This window comes from Halorubrum sp. CGM5_25_10-8B, assembly GCF_005435095.1.
Lineage (GTDB): Archaea > Halobacteriota > Halobacteria > Halobacteriales > Haloferacaceae > Halorubrum > Halorubrum ezzemoulense.
The window spans coordinates 134,177-161,110 of record NZ_SGTY01000008.1; the positions used below are offsets into that span (position 1 = coordinate 134,177).

At 70.4% G+C, this 26,934-nt stretch carries 23 protein-coding genes and 1 pseudogene; 10 read left to right on the forward strand and 14 right to left on the reverse strand.

Annotated elements, in window-relative coordinates; genetic code table 11:
• The first annotated feature begins 98 nt into the window (after positions 1 to 98).
• Both cofG and EXE51_RS09460 read left to right on the forward strand, forming a co-directional pair.
• The gene (cofG, locus tag EXE51_RS09455) at positions 99 to 1,262 is read left to right on the forward strand and encodes a 7,8-didemethyl-8-hydroxy-5-deazariboflavin synthase subunit CofG (protein WP_137692575.1); all 1,164 of its coding nucleotides are present in this window, start codon (positions 99 to 101) and stop codon (positions 1,260 to 1,262) included.
• Between the two features lie 127 nt (positions 1,263 to 1,389).
• A complete protein-coding gene (locus EXE51_RS09460; RefSeq protein ID WP_089308744.1) occupies positions 1,390 to 2,247 on the forward strand; it encodes a mechanosensitive ion channel family protein in 858 nt (285 codons plus the stop codon).
• A gap of 21 nt (positions 2,248 to 2,268) precedes the next feature.
• Here the strand turns inward: EXE51_RS09460 and EXE51_RS09465 are convergent, their stop codons facing one another.
• Positions 2,269 to 3,720, reverse strand: a complete 1,452-nt coding sequence (locus EXE51_RS09465) for an MATE family efflux transporter (protein ID WP_137692576.1) — start codon at positions 3,718 to 3,720, stop codon at positions 2,269 to 2,271.
• 101 nt (positions 3,721 to 3,821) lie between these two features.
• Between EXE51_RS09465 and thiE the strand changes: the two genes are divergently transcribed.
• Complete coding sequence (gene thiE / locus EXE51_RS09470) at positions 3,822 to 4,454, forward strand: thiamine phosphate synthase (RefSeq protein WP_137692577.1); 633 nt, start codon at positions 3,822 to 3,824, stop codon at positions 4,452 to 4,454.
• A gap of 10 nt (positions 4,455 to 4,464) precedes the next feature.
• Here the strand turns inward: thiE and EXE51_RS09475 are convergent, their stop codons facing one another.
• Positions 4,465 to 5,316, reverse strand: coding sequence for an NAD(P)-dependent oxidoreductase (locus tag EXE51_RS09475; protein WP_049932940.1), 852 nt, complete (start codon positions 5,314 to 5,316; stop codon positions 4,465 to 4,467).
• A gap of 117 nt (positions 5,317 to 5,433) precedes the next feature.
• The gene (locus EXE51_RS09480; RefSeq protein WP_137692578.1) at positions 5,434 to 7,332 is read right to left on the reverse strand and encodes a prolyl oligopeptidase family serine peptidase; all 1,899 of its coding nucleotides are present in this window, start codon (positions 7,330 to 7,332) and stop codon (positions 5,434 to 5,436) included.
• Between the two features lie 113 nt (positions 7,333 to 7,445).
• Between EXE51_RS09480 and EXE51_RS09485 the strand changes: the two genes are divergently transcribed.
• The 4 genes from EXE51_RS09485 (at position 7,446) to EXE51_RS09500 (ending at position 11,269) form a co-directional block, all read left to right on the forward strand.
• Positions 7,446 to 9,068, forward strand: coding sequence for a cryptochrome/deoxyribodipyrimidine photo-lyase family protein (locus EXE51_RS09485; protein ID WP_137692579.1), 1,623 nt, complete (start codon positions 7,446 to 7,448; stop codon positions 9,066 to 9,068).
• A 59-nt stretch (positions 9,069 to 9,127) separates the two neighbouring features.
• On the forward strand, positions 9,128 to 9,361 hold the full coding sequence (locus EXE51_RS09490; RefSeq protein ID WP_049932943.1) for a YgaP-like transmembrane domain: 234 nt from the start codon (positions 9,128 to 9,130) through the stop codon (positions 9,359 to 9,361).
• A 181-nt stretch (positions 9,362 to 9,542) separates the two neighbouring features.
• Positions 9,543 to 10,775 carry an FAD-dependent oxidoreductase gene (locus EXE51_RS09495; RefSeq protein WP_137692580.1) on the forward strand — a complete coding sequence of 411 codons (1,233 nt, stop codon included), beginning with the start codon at positions 9,543 to 9,545 and terminating at the stop codon, positions 10,773 to 10,775.
• Positions 10,776 to 10,858: 83 nt separating this feature from the next.
• Positions 10,859 to 11,269 carry a MaoC family dehydratase gene (locus EXE51_RS09500; protein WP_089308749.1) on the forward strand — a complete coding sequence of 137 codons (411 nt, stop codon included), beginning with the start codon at positions 10,859 to 10,861 and terminating at the stop codon, positions 11,267 to 11,269.
• Positions 11,270 to 11,582: 313 nt separating this feature from the next.
• Here the strand turns inward: EXE51_RS09500 and EXE51_RS09505 are convergent, their stop codons facing one another.
• The 10 genes from EXE51_RS09505 to EXE51_RS09550 form a co-directional block, all read right to left on the reverse strand.
• A complete protein-coding gene (locus tag EXE51_RS09505) occupies positions 11,583 to 12,635 on the reverse strand; it encodes a 3-oxoacyl-ACP synthase (RefSeq protein WP_094579729.1) in 1,053 nt (350 codons plus the stop codon).
• A 151-nt stretch (positions 12,636 to 12,786) separates the two neighbouring features.
• On the reverse strand, positions 12,787 to 13,971 hold the full coding sequence (locus EXE51_RS09510; protein WP_080508617.1) for a branched-chain amino acid ABC transporter permease: 1,185 nt from the start codon (positions 13,969 to 13,971) through the stop codon (positions 12,787 to 12,789).
• Positions 13,972 to 14,170: 199 nt separating this feature from the next.
• Entirely contained in the window at positions 14,171 to 15,223 is a 1,053-nt protein-coding gene (locus EXE51_RS09515; RefSeq protein WP_049932948.1) for a branched-chain amino acid ABC transporter permease, read from the reverse strand.
• Positions 15,220 to 15,918, reverse strand: coding sequence for an ABC transporter ATP-binding protein (locus tag EXE51_RS09520; protein WP_049932949.1), 699 nt, complete (start codon positions 15,916 to 15,918; stop codon positions 15,220 to 15,222). Before EXE51_RS09520 ends, EXE51_RS09515 begins: the two co-directional genes overlap by 4 nt.
• Entirely contained in the window at positions 15,915 to 16,826 is a 912-nt protein-coding gene (locus tag EXE51_RS09525) for an ABC transporter ATP-binding protein (RefSeq protein ID WP_137692581.1), read from the reverse strand. The genes EXE51_RS09520 and EXE51_RS09525 overlap by 4 nt, the downstream gene beginning before the upstream one ends.
• Positions 16,826 to 18,178, reverse strand: a complete 1,353-nt coding sequence (locus EXE51_RS09530; RefSeq protein ID WP_137692582.1) for an ABC transporter substrate-binding protein — start codon at positions 18,176 to 18,178, stop codon at positions 16,826 to 16,828. The genes EXE51_RS09525 and EXE51_RS09530 overlap by 1 nt, the downstream gene beginning before the upstream one ends.
• 167 nt (positions 18,179 to 18,345) lie before the next feature.
• Entirely contained in the window at positions 18,346 to 19,047 is a 702-nt protein-coding gene (locus EXE51_RS09535; RefSeq protein ID WP_049932952.1) for a helix-turn-helix domain-containing protein, read from the reverse strand.
• A 441-nt stretch (positions 19,048 to 19,488) separates the two neighbouring features.
• Positions 19,489 to 20,463, reverse strand: a complete 975-nt coding sequence (locus EXE51_RS09540) for a hypothetical protein (protein ID WP_137692583.1) — start codon at positions 20,461 to 20,463, stop codon at positions 19,489 to 19,491.
• A 105-nt stretch (positions 20,464 to 20,568) separates the two neighbouring features.
• Positions 20,569 to 22,173, reverse strand: coding sequence for a class I adenylate-forming enzyme family protein (locus EXE51_RS09545; RefSeq protein ID WP_080508618.1), 1,605 nt, complete (start codon positions 22,171 to 22,173; stop codon positions 20,569 to 20,571).
• Between the two features lies 1 nt (position 22,174).
• Positions 22,175 to 22,981, reverse strand: a complete 807-nt coding sequence (locus EXE51_RS09550) for an alpha/beta fold hydrolase (RefSeq protein ID WP_241990615.1) — start codon at positions 22,979 to 22,981, stop codon at positions 22,175 to 22,177.
• 119 nt (positions 22,982 to 23,100) lie between these two features.
• Between EXE51_RS09550 and EXE51_RS17940 the strand changes: the two are divergent.
• From EXE51_RS17940 to EXE51_RS09565, 3 genes and pseudogenes are all read left to right on the forward strand, one after another.
• A pseudogene (locus EXE51_RS17940) lies at positions 23,101 to 24,404 on the forward strand (phosphoribosylamine--glycine ligase).
• Positions 24,405 to 24,487: 83 nt separating this feature from the next.
• A complete protein-coding gene (locus EXE51_RS09560) occupies positions 24,488 to 25,042 on the forward strand; it encodes a transcriptional regulator (RefSeq protein ID WP_137692584.1) in 555 nt (184 codons plus the stop codon).
• 19 nt (positions 25,043 to 25,061) lie between these two features.
• On the forward strand, positions 25,062 to 26,294 hold the full coding sequence (locus EXE51_RS09565) for an HD domain-containing protein (RefSeq protein WP_100050303.1): 1,233 nt from the start codon (positions 25,062 to 25,064) through the stop codon (positions 26,292 to 26,294).
• Positions 26,295 to 26,399: 105 nt separating this feature from the next.
• Here the strand turns inward: EXE51_RS09565 and EXE51_RS09570 are convergent, their stop codons facing one another.
• Positions 26,400 to 26,804 (reverse strand): universal stress protein, encoded by a 405-nt coding sequence (locus EXE51_RS09570; protein WP_049933119.1) that lies wholly within the window; start codon positions 26,802 to 26,804, stop codon positions 26,400 to 26,402.
• Positions 26,805 to 26,934: the final 130 nt, after the last annotated feature.

Genomic DNA, 26,934 nt, shown 5'->3' on the forward strand with positions numbered 1-26,934 from the left:
GTCGTGCGACCGAAGGGGGCGCCAACGTAACCACTCGCGGTGTCGCCGGGGGATCCGCAACCGCGATCCTTTTTAAACATCGACCGCGAGTCACGCCCGTGTTCGCCGGGGCCGACGAGTACGGGGTCGACGTCGCGGTCGACGAGCGGGCGGTCGAGCGACTGCTCTCCGTCCGCCCGGGCGACGTCGACGCGGCCGACCGGCTCACCTTCGCACGCAACGTCTTCATTCCCCTCACCACCGCGTGTCGGTACACCTGTACGTACTGTACCTACTACGACGCGCCCGGGGAGGCGTCGCTGCTGTCGCCCGAGGAGGTGCGCGAGCAGTGCCGCGTCGGCGCCGACGCGGGCTGTACGGAGGCGCTGTTTACCTTCGGCGACGAGCCGGACGACCGGTACACCGAGGTCCACGAGACGCTCGCCGAGTGGGGGTTCGACTCGATCCACGAGTACCTCCACCGGGCCTGCGAGATCGCCTTGGAGGAGGGGCTGCTCCCGCACTCGAACCCCGGCGACCTGACGGAGTCGCAGTTCGCCGCCCTCCGCGAGGTGAACGCGTCCATGGGCGTCATGCTGGAGACGACCGCCGACGTGGACGCGCACAGCGGCGGGCGACGGAAGACGCCCGGCCAGCGGCTCAACACGATCCGCGCTGCGGGTCGACAGAGGGTTCCGTTCACGACCGGCATCTTGGTCGGGATCGGCGAGGACTGGCGCGACCGTGCCGAGAGCCTGCTCGCGATCCGCGAGCTCCACGAGCGACACGGCCACGTCCAGGAGGTGATAGTACAGAACGTCGTCCCCAACGAGCGTTCGGACTTCCCGAAGCCCGACCTCGCGACGATGCGCCGCGTCGTCGCGATGGCGCGCGCGGCGCTCCCGCCGGAGGTGTCCGTTCAGGTACCGCCGAACCTCTCGCCGGCGGCGGACCTCGTCGACTGCGGGATCGACGACCTCGGCGGCGTCTCGCCGGTGACGGACGACTACATCAACCCGGCGTACGAGTGGCCCGACCTCCGCGGGCTCGAGGCGGTCGCCGACGCCGGCGGCGTCCCGCTCCGCGAGCGGCTCCCGACGTACGCCCGCTACCTCCCGGACGACGTTCGCCCCGCGGGCGTCGAGCCGGCGCCCGAACCGGACGGTCGCGAGGCGTGGATCCCGCCCGCGGTCCGCGAGCGGATCGCGGCGGACGACGTCCACGGTCGACGGCTGCGCGCGGTCGCCCGCGGCGACGGACCGCTCGCGGTACGGAGCGACTGACGCGGTCTCCCGCCGGCGACCGCTGCCCCGTGCGAGCGACCGGTTTCCCACGCGGCCGTCCGTCCACCGGACGTAAACAACCGCGCCGCCAGTAGCTTCTTTATATATCCTCGTGAAAGGGCGGGTGATGCTTCTCTTACAGCTCGACGCGGTCACAACCGCGGTCGACGTCGCGGCGATAGCGACCTCGGTGGTCGGGTTCGTCGCCGGGTTCCTGGCCGTGCTGCTGCTCGGCAAGTACGTCGTCATTCCGGGGCTCCGACGGATCGTCAGGTCGCGCGGCTTCGACGAGGCGGTTGTGAGCCTCGGGACGAACGTGCTCAACGCCGTGGTCTGGGTGGCGGCGATCGCCATCGGCTTCGCCGTCGCCGGCTACGGCGGCTTCCTCTCGGCGTTCGCGGTGTTCGGCGGCGCCATCGCGCTCGCGGTCGGCTTCGCGGCGCAGGACCTCCTCGGCAACTTCGTCGCCGGCGTGTTCATCCTGAAGGACAAGCCGTTCGAGGTCGGCGACTGGATACAGTGGGGCGACATGTCCGGCCGCGTCGAGGAGATCGATCTCCGCGTCTCGCGGGTCCGGACCTTCGACAACGAACTGGTCACCGTCCCGAACGGTGATCTCGCGAACAGCGCGGTGACGAACCCCGTCGCCTACGACACGCTCCGCCAGAAGTTCGTCTTCGGGATCGGCTACGACGACGACATCGAGACGGCGACCGACATCATCGTCGAGAAGGCCGAGGCCCACGAGGAGATCCTCGACGACCCGGGCGTCTCGGTCCGGCTCGTCGAGCTCGGCGACTCCGCCGTCGGGCTCCAGTCGCGCTGGTGGATCGCGGACCCCGACCGCGGCGACTTCGTCCGCGTGCGCTCCGAGTACGTCACCGCGGTGAAGGAGGCGTTCGACGACGCCGGGATTGACATGCCGTACGTCCACCGGCAGCTCACCGGCAGCGTCGAAGTGATCGAGGATGTCGCCGACGAGTAGGCTCCCGATCCGCCCGCGGCCCTATCCGACCTCTTCCTCCACCTCGCCCGCGTCGGGGCGGTACTGCCGGCTGACGGCCTGCCACCGGTTCGACCGGAACCGGTAGCCGTTCAGTCCGGCGGGGACGAGCTTCTCCGCGACCAGCGCCGCGTAGAGGCCGCCGACGCCGAGCGGCGTGACGAGCCCGACCAGCGCGACGGGAAGCGCGAAGACGTACAGTCCCACCATCGACGCGAGGAAGGGCCAGCGCGTGTCGCCCGCGCCGCGGAGCGACCCCGTGATCGAGCCGTCGACGCCGAGCGGCACCGCGCTCACCGCGGCGGCGACGACGAACGCCGCGGTCGCGCTCACCGCGGCCGGATCGTCGACGAACACGCCGGCGATCGGGCCGGCGGCGGCGATCACCGCGGCCGACGCGAGGACGTAGACGACCGCCGACAGCGCGATCACGTCGCGGCCGTACGCGGTCGCGAGCGACTCCTCGCCCGCGCCGAGCCGCTGGCCGACGAGCGTGCTCGCGGCGATCGAGAACCCCCAGCTGAAGCTGCCGAGCAGCGCTCTGACCCGGCGGCCGACCTCCAGGGCGGCGACCGTCGCGGAGCCGAACGACGACGCGATCCACAGGAGCGGGAAGACCACGATCCCCTCGGCGACGCGCCGCGCGATGAGCGGCGCGGAGACGCGGAGCAGCTGCCGGGTCAGTCCGCGGTCGAACCACGGCCCGGAGCGCCCGACTGGGACCGCCGAGGCGCCGCGGCCGAAGTACGACCGTCCGGACATCCCCCACGCGAGGACGAGCCCGACGGCGGCGATGGAGACCGCGGTACCGAGCCCGGCCCCGAACACGCCCATGCCGGCCCCGAGGACGAGCCACGTCGTGAGGAGGACGTTCAACAGCGCGCCGCCGGCTCGCGCGACCATCGGAGTGACCGTGTCGCCGACGCCGGCGTACGTCCGGCTCGCGATCATGTTGAAGAACTCGAAGGCGAGCGCGGGCGCCGTGACGACGAGGTAGGTCGTCCCGGCGGACAGCGCCGCGCCGTCGCCGCCCACGAGCGCGACCAGTCGCTCCGCGCCGAGGACGTACCCCGCGACGATCGGCGCGACGAGCAGCGCGGCCACGATCAGCGACTGCTTGACGACGAGCCCCGCCCGCCCGCGCTCGTCGCCGCCGTAGTTCTGCGAGACGAGCGAAACGGTGCCGCCGGCGAGCCCGATGGAGACGAACTTCGCGAGCTGCCAGAACGCGAACGCGTACCCGAGCCCGGCGACCGCGGAGACGCCGACCGCGTAGCCGATCACCGCGAGGTCGACGGTGTTCTTCGACATGATCGCGAACCCAGTCACGATCCGGGGCCACGCGAGCCCCATCGTCTCGTCGAGCCGCGACCGGTCGATGACGCCGGCCCGGTCGAGCGCGCCCGCCACCGCCTCCGCGACGCGAGCGACGATCCGCCGGAGCCGGGGGAACATGGAACTATCGTAGGGGCCGGGCGGGCTTGTGTCTGTCCGTCGCGGGTGGGGACGCGGTCGGAGCGCAACCGTTTTCACCGACTCGCGGCCGATAATTACGCATGAATATCACTAAGTGGCGAACATACCTCGTCACCGCGGTGAGCCGGTCCGCGGGGCGGTCGACCCCCGAGGTCGTCGCGGCCGCGCTCGCCGGCGGCGTCGATGTCGTCCAGCTCAGAGACAAGGCGGCCACCGACCGCGAGCGGTACGAGACGGGGCTCCGGCTCCGGGAGCTGACCGCGGCGGCCGGCGTCCCCCTGCTCGTGAACGACCGGATCGACCTCGCCGCCGCGATAGACGCGGACGGGGTTCACCTCGGGCAGACGGACCTCCCGGTGTCGGTCGCCCGCGAGCGGCTGGGAGAAGGCGCCGTCGTCGGCGTGTCGGCCTCGACGGTGGAGCAGGCGCGCGAGGCCGAGGCCGCTGAGGCCGACTACCTTGGCGTCGGCGCCGTCTACGGCACCGACTCGAAGGACGTCTCCGGCGACCGCGACGGGATCGGGACGGAGCGGATCGCCGCGGTCGCCGACGCGGTCGACCTCCCGGTGATCGGGATCGGCGGCGTCGACGCGGGGAACGCCGCGCCGGTGGTCGAGGCGGGGGCGACCGGCGTGGCGGCGCTGTCGGCTATCACGGCCGCCGAGGACCCGGAAGCGGCGACCGCGGCGCTGCGGGCGGCGGTCGCGGAGTGAGTCGACCCGCTCAGTCCTCGCGCTCGAACTCGGGCGCGAACAGCCGCGCGGACATGGGGGCCGGGTCGCCCTCGGTGACGTTGTACGCGGAGAAGTCTGTCACGCCCGCCTCGCGGAGCAGGTCCTCGTCGTAGAAGCTGTTGCCCGTACACTCAGCGGGGTCGCGCGCGAGGATCTCGAGGACGGCGTCGGAGACGACCTCGGGGGTGCGCCAGTCGTCCTCCGTCCCGAGCCCGAAGTAGCGCGTCGCGCGGGTGTCGATCGTCGTCACCGGCCAGAAGGTGTTACAGCCCACGTCGTCGCTCGCCAGCTCCTCGGCGAGCGAGAGCGTGATGAACGACATACCGAGCTTCGACCACGCGTACGGCGCCTTCCCCGGTGAGCGGTCGGTCACGATCGGCGGCGAGTTCGACAACAGCCACGCCTCGTCGAGCCCCGCGAGGTGGTCGGCGAACGCGTGCGCGACGAGGTGGGTCCCGCGGACGTTCACGTCGGTCAGGAGGTCGAACCGGTCGGCCGGGAGGTCCGCGACGTTCGCCAGCTGGATCGCGCTCGCGTTGTTGATGACGATGTCGACCTCGCCGAAGCGGTCGATCGCCTCCTCGACGACCGCCTCGACGCGGTCCTCGTCGCGGAGGTCGAGTTCGAGCGCGAGCGCCTCCGGCCCGCGCTCGCGCACCTCCCGGGCCGTCTGCTCGATCGACCCCGCCAGCTCGGAGTCGTCGTCGTCCGTCGTCTTGCCGGTCGAGACGACGTTACAGCCGCGGTCAGCGAGCGCGAGCGCGATCTGTTTGCCGATGCCGCGCGTCGTTCCGGTGATGAACGCCGTCGAGTCCGAGAGATCGGGGTCCGCGAGTGCCATACCCCCCGTTCGACCGAGCGCGTGTTAAACCACGGCGTAATCGGTCCCGCCCGCCGACACCAGCCGACCGCCGGCGTCAGTCGAACGCCGCGTCGCTAATGCCCGAACCGCGCCTCGCTAGTCGTCCAGCGAGGCGACGGCGGTGCGCTCCGCGCCGATCCGACGGTCGAGGAAGTCGTCGAGCAGTTCCAGCGAGCGGATCTTCTGGTCGATGTCGCCCGAGCCGTGGCCCTCCTCGCCGAGCTCCTCGTACTCGTAGTCGTCGCCCTCCTCGAAGCCGGCCTCGTCGAGCGCGTCGCGGAGGATCCGCGCCTGCGAGACGGGCACCCGCGGGTCGTTGACACCGTGGACGATTAGGAGGGGCGCGCCGACGTTCTCGACGTAGTTCACCGGGCTGCGCTCCCGGTAGGTCGCCTCGTTCTCGTCCGGCTCGCCGAGGTTCTTCACCATGAGCTCCGTCCGGAAGTGGGGCATGGTGTTCTCGTACATGTCGAACAGGTCGCTCACGCCGACCCACGCGATCCCGGCGGCGTACAGGTCCGGGTACTGGACCATCTGCCAGTTGGCGGAGTAGCCGCCGTAGGAGCCGCCGTAGACGGCGACGCGGTCCTCGTCGAGCCAATCGTACTCGTCGAGGACGTGCTCGGCGCCCGTCGCCACGTCGCCCTGCTCGGCGCCGCCCCAGTCGTCGTACAGCTCCTCGACGAACTCGCGGCCGCGCCCCGTGGAGCCGCGGTAGTTCACCTGAAGCACGGAGTAGCCGCGCGAGAGCAGGAACTGGACGCGGTAGCTGAACCGCCGCATGTCGTGGTGTCGCGGCCCCCCGTGCGGATTGACGACCAGTGGCGAGGGTCGGCGACCGGAGTCGAACAGCAGCCCCTCGATCTCGAACTCCTCGTAGGGGTCGTGGTCGACCGCCCGCGCCGGCGTCTCGGGGACCCCGTCGGAGACGAACGAGACCGTCTCGGGCTCGACGAAGTCGTCGGGGTCGAACGGGCCGTACTCCGCGTCGAACACCGTCTCGGCGTCGTCGGTGGCGAGATCGTACGCCACCAGCTCCGGCCGCCGGCTCGACGTGGTCCGGTACGCGAGGAGGCGGTCGTCGGCCAGCCGGCCCTCAGTGACGCTCGCGACGCCCGCGGGGAAGTCGAGTTCTTCGCTCTCGCCCGTGTCGGCATCGTAGACGACGGGCACCGTCACCGCCCCGCGCGTCCGGCTCACGACGAACCGGTCGCCGCCCTCGAGGAAGTGGCTCGGCGACTCCTCGAACTCGCCCTCGCCGAACCACGTCACCGTCGCGTCCTCGACGCCGTCGGCGAGGTCGACGATCCCGGCCCGCCCGAGGTCGGTGGTGTTGTCGACGACGAGCAGGCGGTCACCGTCAGGACCCCAGTCCGCCGGCGCGGCCTCGGCGCCGACATCGCCGATCTCCAGGTTCACGGCGTTCGACCCGTCGCCGTCGGCGACGTACACGTCGCTGTTCTCGTAGGCGTCGGTCTCGTTCGTGGTGTACGCGATCCGGTCGCCGTCGGGGGAGAGTTCGCCGGCTGCGACCGCACGCTCGTAGTCGGTGAGCTTCGTCGTCTCGGCGGTCGACACGTCGTGGCGGTAGAGGTTCATCTGCCCGTCGCGGCTGGAGCCGAGCAGGAGCGTCTCGCCGTCCTCGCCCACGTCGTGGAGCCGGATCTGGCCGTCCATCTCGACGACGGGCTCGCTCTCGCCGTCGAGCGACATCGCCCACACGTCGTGCTGCTCGTCGCCGCCCTCGTCGCGGTGATAGAAGAGCCGGTCGCCGCTCGGGTCCCACTCGAAGCCGGCGCGGACGGAGCGCGGCACGTCGCCGTCGCTGAGCTGCTTCAACGAGCCGTCGGCGGGGTTGAGGAGGTGAAGCTCGTTGCGGCCGGTGACGTCGTAGTAGAGGGCGACCGTCTCGCCGTCCGGGGACACGCGCGGGCTCGCGATCGTCGGCAGCGAGGCGAGTTCGCGCAGTACGTCGGTCTCGTCTGTGTCAGACATCCGTGAAGTAACGGTGGCGGAACCCTATTCAACGTTTCCCGTCCCCGAGCCCGCGCCGCGTCCGAGCCCGGCCGACAGGCCCATGCGACGGGAACTCGTAACAGAGCTAACCCATGGCTCCCGGCGAGGACGCGCCGCTTCCGAGGGCTCCCAGCCCGGATGCGGTTCGGTCGATCTCTCGGTCCGACGACGCTCCCGACGAGCCGGGCACCGTCGTCTGGCACCGAGACGATCTGCGGATCGCGGACAACCCCGCGCTCGCGGCAGCCGCGGCGGACGCCGACCGGATCCTCCCGCTGTTCGTCTTCGACCCCGGCTTCTACGACGAGCGCGGCGCAGCCTGCGACGCCCGGATCGAGTTCCTTCACGACTGCCTGCGGGACCTCGACCGCCAGTACCGCGACGTGGGCGGGGCGGGGCTGACGTACGGCCACGGCGACCCGCTGGACGTGCTCGCCCGGTTCGTCGACGCCGGCTGGGAGGTCGTCGCGAGCGCGACGGCGAGCGGGCGGTACGGCCGCCGGCGCGACGAGCGCGCCCGCGAGCGGCTCGGCGTCCGCTTCGTCGCGGGCGACGGGCTCGTCCGCGACGCGGACCGACCCCGCGAGGACTGGAGCGACCGCGTCGAGTCCTGGTTCGCCGCCGACCCGTTCGACTGGGACCCCCGGTCGGTCGCGGTTGAGCGCGTCGAGACGGGCGTCGACCCGGACCGGGTGAGCGACGCCTACGGAGTCGCCCCGACGAAGACGCGCGTCCCGACGGGCGGACGCGGTCCGGCGAAAGATCGACTCCGCGCGTTCGCGGAGCGGATCGCCGAGTATCCGGGGTCGATATCCTCGCCGGTCGACGCCCGCGAGGGGACGAGCGGCCTCTCGGCGTACCTCCGGTTCGGCTGCCTGTCGGTCCGCGAGGTCCACCGCCACGTCGACGAGCGCGCGCCGGACGGGCGCGGGAAGTCGATGTACGTCTCGCGGCTGTTCTGGAACCGCCACTACACGCAGAAGCTGCTCGACTGGCCGGGGTGGCTCGACCGCGCAGTGAACCCGGTGTACGAGGGGTTCAACGGCGACCGCCACGATCCGGACCTCGTCGCGGCGTGGAAGCGCGGCGAGACGGGGTTCCCCATGGTCGACGCGAGCATGCGCTGCCTGCGCGAGACGGGGTGGCTGAACTTCCGGATGCGGGCGCTGTGCGCGTCGTTCTACTTTCACATCCTCCAACAGCCGTGGCGGATCGGCGCCGACCACTTCTACGAGCACCTGATCGACGGCGACCCCGCGATCAACTACACCCAGTGGCAGTCGCAGTGCGGGCTGGTCGGCCGCCCGGGACTGCGCTTGTACGATCCCCGCAAGCAGGTCCGCGATCAGGACCCCGACGGCGAGTTCGTCGGGCGGTGGGTCCCCGAGCTCGACCCGCTCCCCGCCGCGCACCTCGACGCCCCCGAGAAGACGCCGCTCGCGGTCCAGCGCGAGGTCGGGATCGAGATCGGCGAGGCGTACCCGTACCCCGTCGTCGACTACGAGGCGGCCCGGGAGGAGTTCCGCGAGCGCTACGGCGCGGTCCACGGCGCGGCCGCGGCCCGCCTCGGCGAGGAAGAGATCGCGCGACGCGCGTCGCTGTCGGGGGGTGTCGGGGCCGCGCGGTCGATCGCGGCCGACCACGGCGAGCCGGCCGAGGCGGACGGGGACGACGCCGACGCGACCTCGCAGACCGGCCTCGACGAGTTCGGGTGAACGCGAGAGGCGAGTCGGCGGTGGAAAGGTTCATACGGCCGTGAGCCGTATTGTGACGCATGAACCAAAACGTCGGTGCGATGGACAAGCGCGTCAGGACTGCGGTCGGTGCCGTCGCCGGTGCCGCCTCGTTAGCCACCCTCGCGGGCTCCGGGCCCCTCCCCGCGGTCGCGGCCCCGGTGCTCGGCGTCGTCGCCCTCGCGATGCTCGCGACCGCCGCGACCGGGACCTGCGGCCTCTACTCCGTGCTCGGCGTCGACACCTGCCCCGCCGACGCCGGCGGACCGCGCTGAGCCGCCGTCGCGGCCGGATCCGGAATTCGGCCGGTAACACCCTTTCGAAACCGGTTTTCTCCCTCGTTCGACGGCAGTCTCAAGTGCGCGGAATGCGTATATATGGCATGATCGACAGTGACCGGAATCGACGGCGTCTCGCGGCGGAGCACGCTCCCGCGCCAACCCGGGTGACCGTCGCGTGAGCGACGACTCGACGGTCTTGGTGATCGGCGGCGGCGCGACGGGAACGGGCATCGCTCGGGACCTCGCCATGCGCGGCGTCGACGCGACGCTCGTCGACCGCGGCGGCCTGGGTAGCGGCACCTCCGGTCGGTCGCACGGCCTCCTCCACAGCGGGGCCCGCTACGCGGAGGCCGACGCCGAGGGGGCCGAGGAGTGTATCGTCGAGAACCGGACGCTCCGCGATATCGCCGGGGCGTGCGTCCGCGAAACGGGCGGCCTGTTCGTCCGGCTCGACGGCGACGACCCCGACTACTTCGAGGAGAAGATCGCGGCCTGCGAGGCGATCGGCATCGAGACCGAACGGCTCGACGGCGACGCCGCCAGCGAGGCGGTGCCGGGCCTCGCCGACGAGGTCCAAGAGGCGTTCCGCGTGCCCGACGGCGTCATCTACCCGTCCCGGTTGGTTGCCGCCAACGCCGCTGACGCCGAGCGCCGCGGCGCGACCGTTCACCCGCACGCGCCGGTCGAGGACGTGACGGTCCGCGACGGCGCGGTCGAGTCCGTCCGCGTCGGCGGCGCGGTCGATGCGACCCTGACCCCGGACATCGTCGTCAACGCCACCGGTGCGTGGGCCGACTCGATCGCCGAGATGGCCGGCGTCGAGGTCGGAATGGCCCCGAGCCGGGGCGTGATGGTCTCGGTGGAGTACGACGGAGCGCCGCCCGTGCTGAACCGGTGTCGCGACCCCGACGACGGTGACATCGTCGTGCCCCACGACGGCGAGGTCGTGCTGGGGACGACGAGCGTGCCGGTCTCTGACCCCGACGACTACGAGACGGAAGACTGGGAGATCGAGCGCTCCGTCGAGGAGTGCGCCGCGATGCTCCCCGCGGTCGCCGACGCGCCGACGGTCCGGACGTGGTGGGGCGTCCGCCCCCTCTACTCGCCCGACGAGGCGGGGTCGGACCGCCGCGGGATCTCGCGCGGGTTCACGCTGCTCGACCACGACCGCGACGGCGCGGCCGGGCTGTACAGCGTCGTGGGCGGCAAGCTGACCACCTACCGCCAGATGGCCGAGACGACCGTCGACGAGGTCTGCGACCGCCTCGGCGTCGACGCCGCCTGCGAGACGGCGACGGAGCCGCTGGCCCACGCCGACGATCCGGACCGACTGGATGAGCTGGTCGAGGCGTACGGCGGCGCGAACCCCACCGACGTGGACGTGGTCGACGCGCCGGCGGACGACTGATCCACGCCGGAGGTAGTCCCCGACGCCGCACGGGTTCGAGGCTGAACCGCGGGATTGAGGCGGCGGGCGCGCGTCCGATCGGTATGCCAGTCGCGACGGTCGGCGAGACGGCGACGCACGAAGTAACGATCACCGAGGAGACGATCGAGGCGTTCGCGGCCCTCTCGGGCGACGAGAACCCAATCCACCTCGACGACGAGTACGCCGCCGACACGATGTTCGGCGGCCGCGTCGCGCACGGAATCATCTCGGCCGCGGTCGTCTCCGCGGCGCTCGCGCGGCTCTCCGGCGACATCGTCTACCTCTCGCAGGAACTGTCGTTCGAGAAGCCGGTGTACCCGGGGGAGACGGTCGAAGCGAGCGTCAGCGTCATCGACGACATCGGCGGCGACCGGGTCGCGGTCGAGACGACCGCGACCGTCCCCGAGCGCGACGAGCGCGTCCTCTCCGGCGAGGCGACGGTGCTGTCCGTCCCGCACGGAGACAGCGACTGACCGACGGAGGCGGACGCTCGGCCGAGCCATTTTGTAAATGACGACGCGTCGAAGCGGTGGCGCGTGCCTCCGAGCGGGCGCCGGAGGCGACCGCGAGGAGTGCGCGAGGGAGTCGCGAACGCCCGGAGGGCGTGAGCGACGAGGCTGGGGAGGCGTGAGGTGCTGTGCGGGGCGGGAACTCAAAGGGGCAGCCGCGACGTAACAGTGTAAGTAATCGAATCGCCCGTCTCGGACGGAACCGCACAGAGATCAGTCGAGCCCCCTGTCTTGCGAGTTCTGGAGAACCGTGAGACGCTCCGCTGTTTACAAGCGGTCAGCCTCGCCACCGGATCACTGTCGCGGACCACGTGTACCCCGTCCCGGCCGCGAGCAGGCAGCCGAGGTCGCCCGGTTCGAGGCGCTCGGTCTCGACGCCACGTTCCAGCGCGAGCGCCTGGTCGACGCTCTGGACGTGGCCGAACTCGTCGAGGTAGTAGCCGTCGCTCCCCGGATCGAGGCCGAGCTCGTCGAGGACCCGCTCGTGGAACGACCGCTTCATATGGGTGAGCGCGACGAAGTCGAGGTCGTCGCGGTCGAACCCGGACCGTTCGAGGGCCGTGTCGGCGACCGAGAGGTACGCGGGCAGCGAGACGGGCCCGAGCCGCTCTTTCATCCCGTCCGGGTCGGGCACGTCGAGGGTGTGAAGCCCCTCGCGCACGGTCTCCTCGCTCGGCGGGCGCTTCGACCCGCCCGCCGGCATCACCACGTCGCCGGCGAACGAGCCGTCGGTCTGGGCCGCGCTGGCGCGGACGGTCGCCCGCGCTCGACCGTCGAAGCGATCGGCCTCGTCGTTGACCGATCCGCCGTCGGTCACCTCGACGACGAACGCGCTCGCGCCGCTGCCGAAGTTGAACATGAAGGAACTGTCCTCGTTGCCGTAGTCGACGAGGTCCTCCTCGCGGCTCGCGGCGACGAGCAGCGCGGTGTCGATCGGCTCGGTCTCCAGCTGGGCGGTCACCTGTCGGAGCGCGATCGGCGCGCCCGCACACAGCGTGTAGCTCTCGGTCGCGTACGCGTTCGTCGCCCCGAGTCGGTCGGTGATCGCCGCCGCGGCCGACCAGACGACGTGGTCCTTGTACTCGGATCCGTGGTAGACGACCACGTCGAGGTCGGCCGGATCGACGTCGGCGTCCGCGAGCGCGCGCTCGGCGGCCGTCACCGACATGTCGGTCGCGTGGTCGTCGTCCGGCGGACAGACGTGCTTCTCACGGACGCCCATCTTCTCGACGACGACCTCCTCCGGGATGCCGCTCTCGGCTGCGATGGCCTCGCCGGTGATCGTCTCGTCCGGGACGTACGTCCCCAGTCCGGTGATCGAGACGGTCATCCGTCTCCTCCGCGCCGCGTTCGGTCCGGTTCGCCGCGCCGCGTTCGGTTCGCTCCGTCGTATCGCGTGATATCGGTCATGTGTCGTGTGTCTACGTCGCGGTCCGTCGCGGGACGTGCGACGGAGGCCGCGGAGCCGCGGGCCCGCGACGCTACCGGAGGTAGCGCCGCAGGTGGTCCGGGAGCCGCTTCCCGACGGTGCCGCCGAGCCGGTCGCGTAGCGTCCCGAGGATGCCGTTCGGGACGAACAGCACGAACAGCACGAAGATGATCCCGAGGTACAGCGGGGCGCGCCCGTCGACCGCGGTGTTGACGAACAGCTCCACGCTGATCCCGAACAGATCCGCTTCGAGGACGCTCGCCGGGAGCTCCTCGCGCAGCAGCGTCGCGATCCCGCCGCTCTCGGTCGAGAGCACGTCCTCTAACCCCTGCGTGAACAGGGTCCCGTACACCGGTCCCGCGAGGGTGCCGAACCCGCCGACGATCGTCGTGATCAGCGCGTCGGCGGTGACGAGGAAGTAGAACGTCCCGTCGGGCGCGACGGAGCGCGAGTAGGCGGCGAAGATCCCGCCGGCGACCGCGCCGAAGAAGCCGCTGATGGCGAACGCGGCCAGCTTGAACCGGTAGGTCGCGTAGCCGACGGCCCGGGCGCGCTCCTCGTTCTCGCGGATCGCGATCATCACGCGCCCGAACGGCGAGTGGATGATCCGCTGCATCGCGAAGTAGCAGACGACCACTACGATCCCGAGCGCGTAGTACGAGACCACGGTCGCCGACAGGTCGATCCCGAGGCCGAGCAGGTTCTCGACGCTCTCGCCCGTGAGCCGCCCCACGTCGAGGCTCAGCGCGTCGACGAAGGGGACGCCGATGGCGAGCGCGTCGCCGCTCACCGTCGCGCCCTCGGTCGGGTTCGTCGAGACGTACCCCCACGAGCGGATCAGCTCGTAGATCACCTGCGCGAACCCGAGCGTGATCATCGCGAAGTAGACGCCCGTGAGCCGGAACGACACCGACCCGATGACGAGCGCGAGCAGGCCGGCCACCACCGCGCCGAGCAGGAGTGTGATCATGAACGGCGTCCCGCCCGGGATCCCCGGCACCTGCCCGTTCGCGGCGAGGACGACGAAGTAGCCGCCGGTCCCGAAGAAGGCGGCGTGCCCGAACGAGAGGTAGCCGGTGTAGCCGCTGACGAAGTCGAAGCTCATCGCGAACAGCCCCATGTACAGCACCACGACCATGAACGTGATCGCGGGGAGGAACGTCTCCGCGAGCGGCGCCGCCGGCGTCGCGAGCAGCGCCTCGTAGCCGAGCGGATACAGCAGGAACCCGACGATCACGGCCGCGTGAACCGCGTGGTCTCGCAGGTATTCGCGGAGGCCGCCGGTTGCCTTCGACGGCGGAACCGGATCCGTCTCGTCGACGGGAGCGTCCGATTCGTCGACGTGAGCGCCGGAACCGTCGACCGGTGCGCCCGCGTCGCCGACCGACCCGTCGGAGTCCGCCGGGGCGTCCGCGTCGACACCGGAGTCGGGGTCGCTAATGGCCTCCCACCTCCTCGACGCCGTAGAGCCCCTGCGGGCGGAGTATCAGCATCACCACGAGCAGGAGGAAGATGGTCACCTCGGAGAGGCCGGGGAAAGTGACGATCCCGGTGGTGAACAACCACGTCGTCACCGAGTCGGCGATCCCGACGATGCCCGCCGCGACGAGCGTCCCGGTGAAGCTCCCGAGCCCGCCGATGATCACGACGACGAACGCGTACAGCAGCACGTCGATGCTCAGGAGGACGCTGGGGCCCCAGATCGGGTCCCACATCAGCAGGACGCCGCCGACCGCGGCGAGGCCGGTCCCGACGCCGAAGACGACGGTGAACGCCTGCCGCACGTCGACGCCGAGCGCTTGGACCATCTCGGTGTCCTCGCTGCCGGCCCGGATGTAGAGGCCGTACAGCGTCTTCGTCAGGAACGCCCAGACGGCGACGGCGACGACCGCGCCGATAGCGACCTCGAAGAGGTACAGCCGCCTGACGCCGACGCCGAGCAGCTCGGTCCGCCCGAGCAGCACGTCGGGCGCGGTGCCCATCGGCGCCTGCCACTGCGGGTTCGGCTGGATCCCCCGGAGCGTCAAGACGATCCGGGCGACCTCCTCGATGATGAGCGAGACGCCGAAGGTCAACAGGATCTGGTAGGTAGGCGTCCGGTCGTAGATCGGCCGGATGAGCGTCACCTCCATCGCGCTGCCGGCCGCGGTGGTGACCGCGAACACGAGCGCCAGCGCGACGAAGAAGACGAGGATCGTCGCGACCGTCCCGGTGTTCGCCCCGACGAGCAGGACGAGAACCAAGCCGCCGAGGTACGCGCCGACCATCGCGATCGCGCCGTGCGCGAAGTTGAGCACGCCCATCAGCCCGAAGACAAGCGTCAGGCCGACCGCGATGGTGAAGTACACCGCGCCCTTGCCGATCCCCTCGGCGAGCACGCGAGTGGCCGTCTGGAGGCCGTCGACCGCGCCGCCGGTCGCGAGCAGCGCGCCCGGGTCGACGAGCGGGGCGACCTGCGCGGCGGTCCCCGCGAGCGGTCCGAGGCTCATGCGGTCAGGTACCTCCGGATCCGTTCGTCCTCGCTCGTGACGCCGGCGGTCTCTCCCTCCTCGACCACGACGCCGTGGTCGATGAGGTAGAAGCGGTCGGCCAGATCCATCGCCAGCCGGAAGTTCTGCTCGACGAGGACCATCGTCGTGTCCGCGGAGGCCGCGCGCAGCGCCTCCACCACGTCCTCGACGATCTGTGGCGCGAGCCCCTCGCTCGGCTCGTCGACGAGCAGCAGGTCGTTGTCGCCGAGCATCCCTCGGGCGATCGCGAGCATCTGCTGTTGCCCGCCGCTCAGGTCGCCCGCCTCCTTGTCGGCGAAGCGGTCGAGCGCCGGGAACAGCTCGTACGCCCCCGCGATCCGAGCGCCGGGATCGGCGGCCGAGTGGGCGGCGACGCGGAGGTTCTCCTCGACCGTGAGATGCGAGAATACGCGTCGTTCCTCCGGCACCCACCCCATGCCGCGGGCGGCGATCTCGTGGGGCTCCATCCCCGTCACGTCCGTCCCGTCGAACCGGACCGTCCCCTCGCGGGGCGGCGTGAGCCCGAGCGCGGTGCGGAGCGTGGTCGTCTTCCCGACGCCGTTCCGGCCGACGAGGGCGACGATCTCGCCCGCCTCGACCGACAGCGACAACCCCTGAAGGATGTGGCTCTCGCCGTAGTAGGTGTGGACGCCGTCGAGTTCGAGCGTCGTCACGGCGACTCACCCCCGGCGCGCACGCGTCGGCCGCCGTCGGCGGCCGCGTCGCCGTCCGAGCGCCCTCCCTCGTCGGCGGAGCGCTCTCGTCCGTCGGCGGATCCCTCGCGGCCGTACCCGCCGAGGTACGCCTCCTGAACGTCCTCGTCGCCGCGAACGTCCTCGGGCGGCCCGTCGGCGATCAGCTCACCGCGGTGGAGAACGGCGATACGGTCGGAGATGTCCATCACCACCTCCATGTTGTGTTCGATGAGCATCACCGAGTGATCCTCGGCCACGTCCTCGATCAGCGCGACGACCTCGTCGACGCCCTCGCTCGACACGCCGGCGGTCGGCTCGTCGAGCAGGAGCAGATCCGGGTCGCCGGCGAGCGCGACCCCGATCTCGAGGCTACGCTTCTCGCCGTGACTCAGGTTCTGCGTGACGGTCTCGGCCTCCTCGGCCAGCCCGATCCGTTCGAGGATCGCGGTCGCCTCCGCGTAGTGGTCCTCGAAGTCGGTCACGTTGCGCCACAGCTTCCACGAGTCGTTCCCGCGGCTCGCCTGCGCGGCGACGCGGACGTTCTCCAGCACCGACAGCGTCGGGAAGAGGTTCGTGATCTGGTACGACCGGTGGATCCCCGCGAGCGCCGTCTCGTCCGGCGAGGCCGTCGTGATGTCGATCGCGGAGCCGGTCCCGTCGGCACCGGCGGAGGCCGCCCCCGCGTCTCTGCCGCCCGATGGGGCGAACCGGATGCTCCCGTCGGAGGGCTCCAACACGCCCGTGAGCAGGTTGAAGAACGTCGTCTTCCCCGCGCCGTTTGGGCCGATGATCGAGCAGAGCTCGCCGGTCTCCAACGCGAAGTCGACGCCGTCGACGGCGGTGATGCCGCCGAAGCGCTTCGTGAGCCCCTCGGTCTCCAGCAGCATTACAGCGAGCAGCTCGCGTCCTCTTCGGGGACCATCACGTCCTCGGCGTCGAGCCGTTCGAGGGGCTGGCCGGGCATGATCGGCGCGCCCCAGGTGTCGGCGTACTCGTCGCTGGTCGGGACCGGCCACGCGACCGTCATCTGCGAGGCGGCCTGGTTGTTGTGTTCCTGGAAGGTGTACCCGTCCGCGCCCTTCGGCGTTTCAGCGACGGTCATGCCGCGCAGCGCCTCGGCGATGTCGGCGCCGTCCGTGGAGCCGGTCTCCGAGACGGCCTGCGAGAGCGCCGAGGCGGCGGTGAACGTCCCGGCGCTGAACAGGTCCGGCACGATGCCGTACGCGTCGATGTGTAGCTGCCGGAACTCCTCGTTGATCGAGTTCTCGTACTGGTTCCAGTGGTACCGGCTGGTGAACGGTCCGAGCCCGGCGTCCTTGATATCCTGCTCGGTGAAGCCCTCGCCCAGCGCCGACTCGATGGTCCCGCCGATGAGTTGCGTCGTCAGCAGGGCGGCGAACCCGCCGAACACCTGGACGTCGTAGGAGATCGCGGAGGTGAGGAACTGCGGCAGCGTGGACGCGGTGAAGCCGCCGACGACGCCCGTCGCGCCGTCCGACATCGCCTGTTCGAAGAGCCCGTCGAACTCGGAGTACCCGACCTCGACGAAGCGGGGTTCCAAGACCTCCACCCCGTTGTTCTCCAATACCTGAGTGTAGTTTTCCGCGACGCTCTGCCCGAACGCGTTGTCGGACGCGAACACCGCGACCGTGTCGATGTCGAAGTTCTCGGCGACGTACGTGCCGCCCGCCCGCGCGTCCATCGCGGTGTGCTCGCTCGCGCGGAACGCCATCGGGTGACAGAACTCGTCGCTCACCGTGATGCCGGCGTCGGCCGCCGGCCCGATCAGGTAGGGGATGTCCGTCTCGTCGACGACGGTGTTGATGAGCCGGCGCGCGCTGTCGGAGGAGGTCCCGCCGAACAGGATGTCGACCTCCTCTTCCAAGACGAGGTCGGTCGCGACGCTCTGGGCCGTATCCGGACTGAAGCCGGTGTCCTCGACGATGATCTCGTAGGTCGGGCCGCCATCGGGCTCGACCGTGTACGTGCCCGGCGTCGCCTCCTCGACGGGGTCGAGGTCGTGCTTGTACGCCAACCCGGAGTAGAACCCGCGGAGGCTGATCTGCCCGTAGTACTTGAGGTCGCCGGAGGTCGGCTGGAGCGCCCCGATCCGGACCGTCTCGCCGGAGAGGTCGCTGCCGTCTCCGCCGGAACAGCCGGCCAGCCCGGTGATTCCGGCCGCGCCGACCGCGGCGCCGGTTCGTCGCAGATACGCTCGCCGTGTGTGTTCGTCTCGCATACAGTGTTCGACACCGGACACCACCATGAAGGGCCGAGTTAAGATGTTAACAGACCGCGGGGTGTCGAGGGAATACGCCGAAAACGGGCGCCGAAACCGCGGTTTCCGAACGACGAGCCGTCGGTCCGACGACCGCGGCGCCTCGGTCGTGTCGCCGCGTCCCCGGTCTACTCCAGCCCGTCGAGCGCGGCGACGACGCTGCGGAGCAACTTCTTCTCGCCGCGGCGCATGTTCTTCGAGACGGCCGCGGTCGAGACGTCGAACTCGTCCGCGAGCGTCGACAGCGTCGCCTCGCGGGGCGACTCGAAGTAGCCCGCGTCGGCGGCCGTCTCGATGGTCTCGCGCTCGACGTCGGTCAGGTCGCGGCACGCGTCCAGCATCGTCGAGGCCGCGTTCGCGTTCCGCATCGTGTCGAACAGCGCCTCCATCGAGAGCTCGGACCGGTCCTCGACGACGAACTCGTTGCCCTTCTCTAAGTCGTGGAGCGCCGCTTCCGTCGTCGCCTCGTCGTCGAACCCGACCTGCCAGCGCTCGGACCCGTCCTCGATCAGGAACGGGCCCGTGATGTAGCCGCCGTGGTCGGTTATCGTCGACATCGCGTTCGTCTCCTCGATGACGGTCCGGATGATCGCCGTCCCGTCCTGCTTCGAGAACAGCCGGTACTCGGCCATGTTCTCGTGGTCGCGGAGGGCGGTGAGCCCCTCGCCGAGCTCGTAGCGGTCCGGCGACTCGACGAGCAGCCGCGTCTCCAGCTGCTCCGCCGCGGTGTCCAGCTGCCAGTGCATAGCGGAGAAGGAGACGTCGTGGTCCGCGGAGGTGTCGATGAACGGGCAGTCGAACTGCTCCATATCCATCGTGACGTCGAGCATGACACGACCTTATCCCCCGCGTATATAACGGTTGTTCCTGTGGAACGCTCGGTGAAGACTCAAAACCTTGTCTGGCACGTCATAACAGCCGTCGCCCCCGGTGTCTCGGTCGACCTCGTCACTGCGTACGCGCGACCCCTCGCAGACGCAGATTGCGCCCGAGGAGCCTGAAACGCTGTTTGATCGCGACCCCTCTGTCACCGATCGGGTCGCCGACCGACCGATCGTCTTCGAGACACGTCGGGCGAACACGGACAGTCGGGGCCCCACAGCCGATGCGCGAGGGTGTGAACGCCTTCCTTGAGGCGCTTGGCATCAGCTTCCGACGGGACGCACGAAGCCGCGGTCCACGGATCAACAAGCTCGACGGTCAACTTGATCGCGAGCAGAAGCCCCGCGGCGAGTACTACGATGATTCCTGAACGACCGGGTAGGTCGTGATCAGGGGGTACTGACAGTGTAGCTCGCCCGATACAGTGTCCCGTCGTAGACGACCATTGCCTCACTACCCGACAGGTCAACGAGATCAACCGATTCGGGGTCGCTATCAGAGGCGAACAGGCGCACAACGAGCGTCCGGTACGCCGATGACGCGTCGTCGATCGGCTGATCGTGGCCGTACTCTTGATCGATTGCCCCCTGAAGAATATCGTGTTGGCGGTCGGTGAGCGTCGACGCTTCGAGTTTTACGGCGTCCGTCCGAGACCGCGTAAGGACATCGGATACATAGGCCTCTTCTGAGGTGGCGACCGTCGAGCCTTCGAGTCTGTAGCTGTGTAAGCGCGTCTCGGTCACCTCGCCGGTAACCGAGAGCCGGAGCTGTCCGTCTCCGTAGCGGACGGTATCATACTCGGGAGTCGGAGCGACCAGCGACTCCGTTGGTCCGCTTGGTGTCGCCGGATAGACCAGTTCCCCATCGCCGGAGACGCGCCCTTCGGTCCGGGAGAGTCTCCGCCAGAGTTCGTTTATGAGACCGGTTCGGAGGGCGCTTCGATCAACCGCCGGGAGGGCATCGAAAGAGACCGTCTCATCGTCGTCGACCGAGGTCGTCGCCGGGACTGTCGCCTCGAATTCGATCAGATAGGCCATCGCCGGCGTATGCCCCGTCGTTTCGTGAGTGAGTTCGTAGAACGCTCCGTCCTGCTGGACGATCTCTCCTTCGGCAACCAGCGTGTCGGCAGCGGTATAGGACGCCGATCCGTCGTCGAGTACACGCCGAACAAGGGTGTGTCCGTACGGGCCGAGCGCACGAACTGTCACCGGCGTGGTGGTCCGCTCGGCGACGGTCGAGGGGGTCTGGGCGCGCAATGACAGCGATCCGATCTTGTCGTGCGCGGGCCCGAATATCGGTCTCACACACCCCGCGGTCGCGATGAGTCCGCTGGTCGCAAGGAGGGCACGACGTGTGGAGGACATACACCGGTTGTCTACTCCGAGTTTCAAAAAAAATTGTTACTGCTCACTCCGATCGAGGCGCTCTCCGCCCGCCAGCCCCGCTCCGCGCCGATCTCCTCGCCTCGCCTACTCGCCGAACCGCTCTTTCAGCGCCGCGCGGTCGATCTTCGACGGGCCGGAGGTCGGCATCTCGTCGACGAACGCCAGCGCCTTCGGGACCGCGTACCGGGCGACCCGCGAGGCGAGGTGCGACTCCACGTCGTCGAGCGAGAGCGACTCGTCGCCGACGAGTATCGCCTTCCCGACCGTCCCCCAGCGCTCGCTCGGAACGCCGATCACGACCGCCTCCTCGATCCGCGGGTGGTCGGTGAGCGCGTCCTCGACGCGGGGCGGGTAGACGTTCTCGCCGCCCGAGACGAACATGTTCTTCTTGCGCCCCTCGATGTGGTAGTAGCCGTCCTCGTCGACGCGCGCGAGGTCGCCGGTCGACACCCAGTCGCCGAACGTCTCGGCCGTCTCCTCCGGTTCGTCCCAGTATCGGTCCGCGGCGGCCGGCCCGGCGAGCTCCAGTTCGCCGACGGTGCCGTCGGGCACGGGACCGTCCTCGTCGACGACGCGCGCGTCGACCGCGAGCGCCGGGACGCCGACGCTCCCGGTCTTCTCCGGCGGGAAGTCGTCGGGCATCGCGAAGTTGTTCGGTCCGCATTCGGTGAGGCCGTACCCCTGCGATATCTCGACGCCGCGGTCCCGCCACGCGGCGATGACGCTCTCGCGGCAAGGGCCCCCGCCGCTCTTCACGAAGCGGAGCGAGGAGAGGTCTGTGGCGTCCCACTCGTCGTGGCGGGCCATCATCCGCAACACCGCCGGGACCGCGACGAGCGTCGTCGCCGACTCGCGCTCGACGTCGCGCAGGACGCGGCCGGGGTCGACCTCCGGGCTCAGGAGGATCCGCCCCCCCATCTGGAAGAAGGGGACCGTCAGCACGTTCCAGCCGCCGGTGTGGAACATCGGGAACACCATCGGCGTCACGTCGTCCTCGCGGAGCCCCCACGCGGTGATCGTGTTGAACGCGTTCCAGCGGATCGCGCCGTGACTGATGACCGTCTCCTTCGGCGTGCCCGTCGAGCCCCCGGTGTGTAAGAGGAGGTGCGGGTCCGCGAGCGACACGTCGGCGGTTTCGACGGGCGAGCCGTCCCCGGGCAGATCCCGCGTGTACGGGCGCCACGCGTCGTCGCCGTCGGTCGGGATCGAGCGGACCGCGGGCTCGACGTCCGCCCGCTCTAACGCGTCGATGACGTCGCCGCCGAACGGGGCCTCGACGAGGAGCAACTCGGGGTCGACGGTGCCCAACACCGCGGCGAGGTCGCGCTCCGCGAGGCGGTGGGAGAGCGGCGCCAGCACCGACCCGGTCTTCCCGGTCGCGAAGTACAGGTCGACGAGCTCGACGCGGTTCCGGGAGACGACGGCGACGCGGTCGCCCGCCTCGACGCCGGCGTCGCGGAGGAAGCGCGCGGTCCGGTTGGCGCGCTCGTCCAGCTCCGCGTAGGTGTACTCGGCGTTCGCGGCCGTGTCGGTGACGGCGACGCGGTCCGGCGAGAGCCGCGCGCGGCGGGCTGACAGCGAGCCGACCCAGTCGTACCCCCGGTCGCCGTGCGGGTGCGGTCGCGGGTCGGACTCGGCGCCGACCTCCTCCGTACGGTCGTCTCCCCGCGGATCGTTTCCGGTCGCCATCTCAGGCGACCCCGCCGAGGAAGGCCCGGATTCGGTCGTTGACGCGCTCGCGCTCCTCGATGAAGAAGAGGTGCGGCCCGCCGTCGAACAGGTCGACCTCCGCGTGCGGGAGACGCTCGGCGAGCAGCTCCGCGTTCTCGACCGGCAGCACGCGGTCCGCCGTCCCGTGGAGGACGAGCGCCGGGACGGACAGGTCGCCGATCCGGTCGCTCGCGTCGAACGCCGCCACCGCGGCCGCCTGCGCCTCGCGGCCGGTCGGGGTCGCGTCGCCCGTCAGCCGCCAGTCGACGATCCGGTCGACGAGTTCGGGCTCGCGGTCGTAGAAGCCGTCGGAGACCGCCGGCTCCATCAGGTAGCGGATCCGTTCGCGGGCGTCGGCGTCCTCGGGCGCGGAGAAGATGTGCTCTTGCACCTCGGGCGGGGTCGGTGCCGCGTCGTCGCCCCCGGGAGAGGTACACAGCAGCGTCAGCGAGGCGACTCGGTCGTCGGAGAGGGCCAACTCCTGCGCGATCATCCCGCCCATCGACGCGCCGCAGACGTGGGCCGCCTCTACGCCGCGGTCGTCGAGGACCGCGGCCGCGTCGGCCGCCATCTCGGCGACGGTGTACGGCCCGTCCGGCATGTCCGAGTCTCCGGTCCCGCGGTTGTCCGGCCGGAGCACCTCGTAGTCGTCGGCCAGCGCCTCGGCGAGCCACCGCCACATCCACCGGCCGTACCCGAGCCCTTCGAGCAGCAGCACGGTCGGTTCCCCGGGATCCCCGTCGACGGCGTAGTCTATCGTCACGCCGTCCCGTGTCACGGTTGGCATACTCGGATCGACCACGCCGTCCCTCATCAACCCGGGCGTTAACGTTTCAACCGTCTCCCGGTCGGACCGGCGCGAGCGACGCGGTACACACTCAAGTCCCTCCCGGGCGACCGCCCCGCATGGACGACGCCGCCTTCCTCTTCGTCTCGGCCGACGCCGCGCTGATCGCCGATCTGGCGTGGCAGGTTCACCGCGAGGGCCACGACGTGAAGTACTACGTCGAGGCCGAAAGCGACCAGTAGATCGGCGACGGGTTCGTCCCGAAGACTGACGACTGGCGCGCCGAGGTCGACTGGGCCGACGTGACCGTCTTCGACGACATCTGGGTCGGTTCCGGCGTCGGTACGTGCGAACCCGCCTAGGAACGACGCGAACAGGGGGAGGCCGTCGTCGGCGGGACGCCGAACACCGACCGCCTCGAAGAGGACCGCGGCTACGCGACGGAGGTGCTCGAAGACCACGGCGTCAACACGGTCGAACACCACGTGTTCCGCGAGTTCGACGCCGGTATCCAGCAGGTCCAACGGAACCCCGGATCTTACGTGATCAAACCGCTCGGCGAGGTACAAAACGTCAAGCGCCTGCTGTACGTCGGCGACGAGGACGACGGGGGCGACGTGGTCGACGTCCTCCGCGCGTACAAGGAGGCGTGGGGGAACCAGATGTAGGGGTTCCAGCTCCAGCGGAAGGTCGAGGGCGCCGAGGTGGTGATCTGCGGCTTCTTCGACGGGAACGAGTTTGTCGACCGCGTCAACTTCAACTTCGAGCACAAGAAGCTGTTCCCGGGGAACATCGGGCCCTCGACCGACGAGATGGGGGCCTCGATGTTCTGGGCGGGACGGAACAGGCTCTTTCGAGAGACGTTCGGGAAGCTCGAAGGGTGGCTCGCCGACGAGGGGTACGTCGGGAGCATCGACATCAACTGTATCGTCAACGAGACGGGGATCTACCCGCTGGAGTTCACGCCGCGGTTCGGATACCCGACGATCGCCCTCCAGGAGGAGTCGATCGAGTCGTCGACGGCCGAGTTCTTCCACGACCTCGCGCACGGCGACAAGCCCGAGCCCGACCTCCACGACGGCTACCAGATCGCCGTGCGAGTCGTGCTGCCGCCGTTCCCGTTCGACGACGAGCAGACGTACGACGAGAACTCGCGGAACGCCGCCGTCGTCTTCGACGCCGCGGACAGAGCGGGGATCCACATCGAGGACGCGAAGCGGGTCGACGGCCAGTGGCGCGTCGCCGGCGAGAGCGGGATGCCGATCGTCGTCACCGGGAAGGGAGAGACAATGGGGGCGGCGCGCAAACGGGCGTACGGGCGCATCGACGACGTCGTGATGCCGAAATGTACTACCGCGACGACATCGGCGAGCGCTGGATCGACGGCGACCGGCTTCAGGCGTGGGGGTACCTCGGCCCGTGACGCGCGGGTCGGTCCGACCGGCGCCCGAGACGGGGCCGCGAGGCTCCACGAGTTTTTAACGGTCCGGCGCAACTACACGTGGTATGCCGAAGTACTCGACGGGCGGCGGCGGCGGCGGCGACGACGGCGACGCGTGCGAGCTCTGCGGGCACGAGACCGCGGACCTCCGCAAGGCGACGGTCGCCGGCGCCAAGCTGCTCGTGTGTTCGAACTGCCGCCCCCACGACGACGCCGGCAACGCCCCCAGCGACCGCGGCGGTCCGAGCGGCGGGTCGCGGGGCGGGAGCCCCGGCGGCGCCGGCTCCGAGTCACAGCCGACGGAGAGCCGGAACAAGGAGCTCGCCCGGAAACAGGCGAAGATGTACGACTCCGCGACCGGCGACTCGAAGCGCTGGGAGGAGGAGGGGACGAGCTACGAGTCGGACCGGCTGCCGTACCTCGTCTCCGGCTACGGGGACGTCGTCACCGAGGCGCGGCAGGACGCCGGGCTGACGGTCGAGGAGGTCGCGGCCGAGTTGGAAGTCGACGAGGACGACCTCCTCGCGGTCGAGGACGGCCGGGCCGCGACCGCCAACGTCGGCGGCTCTGTCGTGCGCGCGCTCGAAGAGCGATTCGGGATCGACGTCGTCGACGAGTGACTCTGACCGAGACGCGCGGATGAAGGCGATCAAAGACAGCGTCCACGGGCACGTCCGGCTCGGCGACCTCGCCGCCGAGCTGGTCGACACCCCCGCGTTCCAGCGGCTGCGACACATCAAGCAGCTCTCCACGGTCCGGCTCGTCTACCCCTCCGCGAACCACACGCGGTTCGAACACAGCCTCGGCGTCTACCACCTCGCGGGCCGCGCGGTCGATGGACTCGGCGTCGACGGCGACACCGCCGCGCACGTCCGCGCCGCGGCGATGCTCCACGACGTGGGACACGGCCCGTACGGGCACCAGACCGAGGGGATCATCCGGCGCGCGACCGGCCGCGACCACGACGACGTGGGGTGGCTGCTCACCGACGCCGACCGCGAGGTCTGTCAGGTCCTCGAACGAAACGGGCTCGACCCTGAGCGCGTCGCCGGCCTCATCGACGGCGCGGGCGCGCTCGGCCCCCTCGTCTCGGGCGAGCTCGACGTGGACCGCATGGACTACCTCGTGCGCGACGCCCACCACACGGGCGTCCCGTACGGCACCGTCGACACCGGCCGGCTCGTCACGGAGCTCCGGCTGGTCGGCGGGGACGGGGCCGGCGGGTCGGCCGACCTCGTCTCGGATCCGGGCCACGCTGTCGACCTCGTCTTGGACGAGGGGAACGTTGCGACCGCGGAGAGTTTGCTCGTCGCGCGCTCGCTGATGAACGCCGTCGTCTACCGCCACCACGTCTCCCGCGTGGCGGGCGCGATGCTGGAGCGCGCCTGCGAGCGCTACCTCGACCGGACCGACACCGACGCGGCGGCGTTCCGCCGGATGGCGGACCACGACCTCCTCGTCGAACTCCGCGAGCGCGTGCCGGCGCTCGGCGAGCGCATCGAGCGGCGCGACCTCTACAAGCGGGCGGTGTGGGCGGGGATCGACGAAGTGCCAGCTGGCACGGTCGACGCGGGGCGCGCCGAGGAGCGGACCGCCGAACGCGAGATCGCGGACGCCGCGGGGGTCGACCGCGACGCGGTGATCGTGGACATTCCCTCGCGACCGACCCTCAAGGAGTCCGGCTCCGCCGTCGTCGTCGACGGCGTCCCGCAGCGGTTGGAGGACGCCTCCGAACTCGTCACCGGGCTCCGCGCCGCCGAGCGCCGCCGCTGGACGCTCGGCGTCTACTGTCCCGCGGAACGCGTCGACCCGGTCGCGACCGCGGCGCGGGAAGTCTTGGGACTGCGCGCGACGGAGCGGCCCGCTCCCTGACCCTCGCGGACAGCGACGCCCCGGGGTTCGGGCGCCGCGGCGTGCTCTCGCTTCCGCCGCGACCGCGCGCTCAGTTTCGCCACCCCTGATCGCTCACCGCCGGCGTCACTCCTCGTTCGGTCCCGGAACCGCCAACACGGGTCGGTCGGCGTTCAACACGAGCGCCTGCGTCGTGCTGCCGAAGACCACCTTGCCGGCCGGACTCCGCTTGCGCCCGGACACGCAGATGAGGTCTGCGTCGATGTCGGTCGCGGCCGCGAGGATCTCCTCGCCCGGATCGCCGCTGGCCTCGTAGTGGACGCAGTTCACGCCGGCGTCCTCCAGAATCTCCCGGGCGCGCCGCACCGTCCCGATCTGGTGGACCGACGCGCCTTCCGGGTTGTCTCGGAACACGTGACAGAGGTGCGCGGTCACCTCGTCGGGATCGCCCGGGAGGTCGATCACCGCCTCGGCCTGTGCGATCGCTCGCGGCTCGTCGTCGAGTCCGATGCCGAGCAACACGTCGTACATACGCGACACTTCGCACGGTCGCCTCATAAACCGTGCCACAGATTCGCGGCTGACGGGAGCCGACCGGCGGCTTCCGGCGCCGCCGCGGCGGGAGCGACACTCACAGCCTTTTACCGGTTGCCGCCGAAGC

Bases quoted from the DNA above. Each gene is read 5' to 3' on its own strand.
- EXE51_RS09460 (WP_089308744.1), top strand. From the start codon at position 1,390: ATGCTTCTCTTACAGCTCGACGCGGTCACAACCGCGGTCGACGTCGCG.
- EXE51_RS09465 (WP_137692576.1), bottom strand. From the start codon at position 3,720: ATGTTCCCCCGGCTCCGGCGGATCGTCGCTCGCGTCGCGGAGGCGGTG.
- thiE (WP_137692577.1), top strand. From the start codon at position 3,822: ATGAATATCACTAAGTGGCGAACATACCTCGTCACCGCGGTGAGCCGG.
- EXE51_RS09475 (WP_049932940.1), bottom strand. From the start codon at position 5,316: ATGGCACTCGCGGACCCCGATCTCTCGGACTCGACGGCGTTCATCACC.
- EXE51_RS09480 (WP_137692578.1), bottom strand. From the start codon at position 7,332: ATGTCTGACACAGACGAGACCGACGTACTGCGCGAACTCGCCTCGCTG.
- EXE51_RS09485 (WP_137692579.1), top strand. From the start codon at position 7,446: ATGGCTCCCGGCGAGGACGCGCCGCTTCCGAGGGCTCCCAGCCCGGAT.
- EXE51_RS09490 (WP_049932943.1), top strand. From the start codon at position 9,128: ATGAACCAAAACGTCGGTGCGATGGACAAGCGCGTCAGGACTGCGGTC.
- EXE51_RS09500 (WP_089308749.1), top strand. From the start codon at position 10,859: ATGCCAGTCGCGACGGTCGGCGAGACGGCGACGCACGAAGTAACGATC.
- EXE51_RS09505 (WP_094579729.1), bottom strand. From the start codon at position 12,635: ATGACCGTCTCGATCACCGGACTGGGGACGTACGTCCCGGACGAGACG.
- EXE51_RS09515 (WP_049932948.1), bottom strand. From the start codon at position 15,223: ATGAGCCTCGGACCGCTCGCGGGGACCGCCGCGCAGGTCGCCCCGCTC.
- EXE51_RS09525 (WP_137692581.1), bottom strand. From the start codon at position 16,826: ATGCTGCTGGAGACCGAGGGGCTCACGAAGCGCTTCGGCGGCATCACC.
- EXE51_RS09530 (WP_137692582.1), bottom strand. From the start codon at position 18,178: ATGCGAGACGAACACACACGGCGAGCGTATCTGCGACGAACCGGCGCC.
- EXE51_RS09535 (WP_049932952.1), bottom strand. From the start codon at position 19,047: ATGCTCGACGTCACGATGGATATGGAGCAGTTCGACTGCCCGTTCATC.
- EXE51_RS09540 (WP_137692583.1), bottom strand. From the start codon at position 20,463: ATGTCCTCCACACGTCGTGCCCTCCTTGCGACCAGCGGACTCATCGCG.
- EXE51_RS09545 (WP_080508618.1), bottom strand. From the start codon at position 22,173: ATGGCGACCGGAAACGATCCGCGGGGAGACGACCGTACGGAGGAGGTC.
- EXE51_RS09550 (WP_241990615.1), bottom strand. From the start codon at position 22,981: ATGCCAACCGTGACACGGGACGGCGTGACGATAGACTACGCCGTCGAC.
- EXE51_RS09560 (WP_137692584.1), top strand. From the start codon at position 24,488: ATGCCGAAGTACTCGACGGGCGGCGGCGGCGGCGGCGACGACGGCGAC.
- EXE51_RS09565 (WP_100050303.1), top strand. From the start codon at position 25,062: ATGAAGGCGATCAAAGACAGCGTCCACGGGCACGTCCGGCTCGGCGAC.
- EXE51_RS09570 (WP_049933119.1), bottom strand. From the start codon at position 26,804: ATGTACGACGTGTTGCTCGGCATCGGACTCGACGACGAGCCGCGAGCG.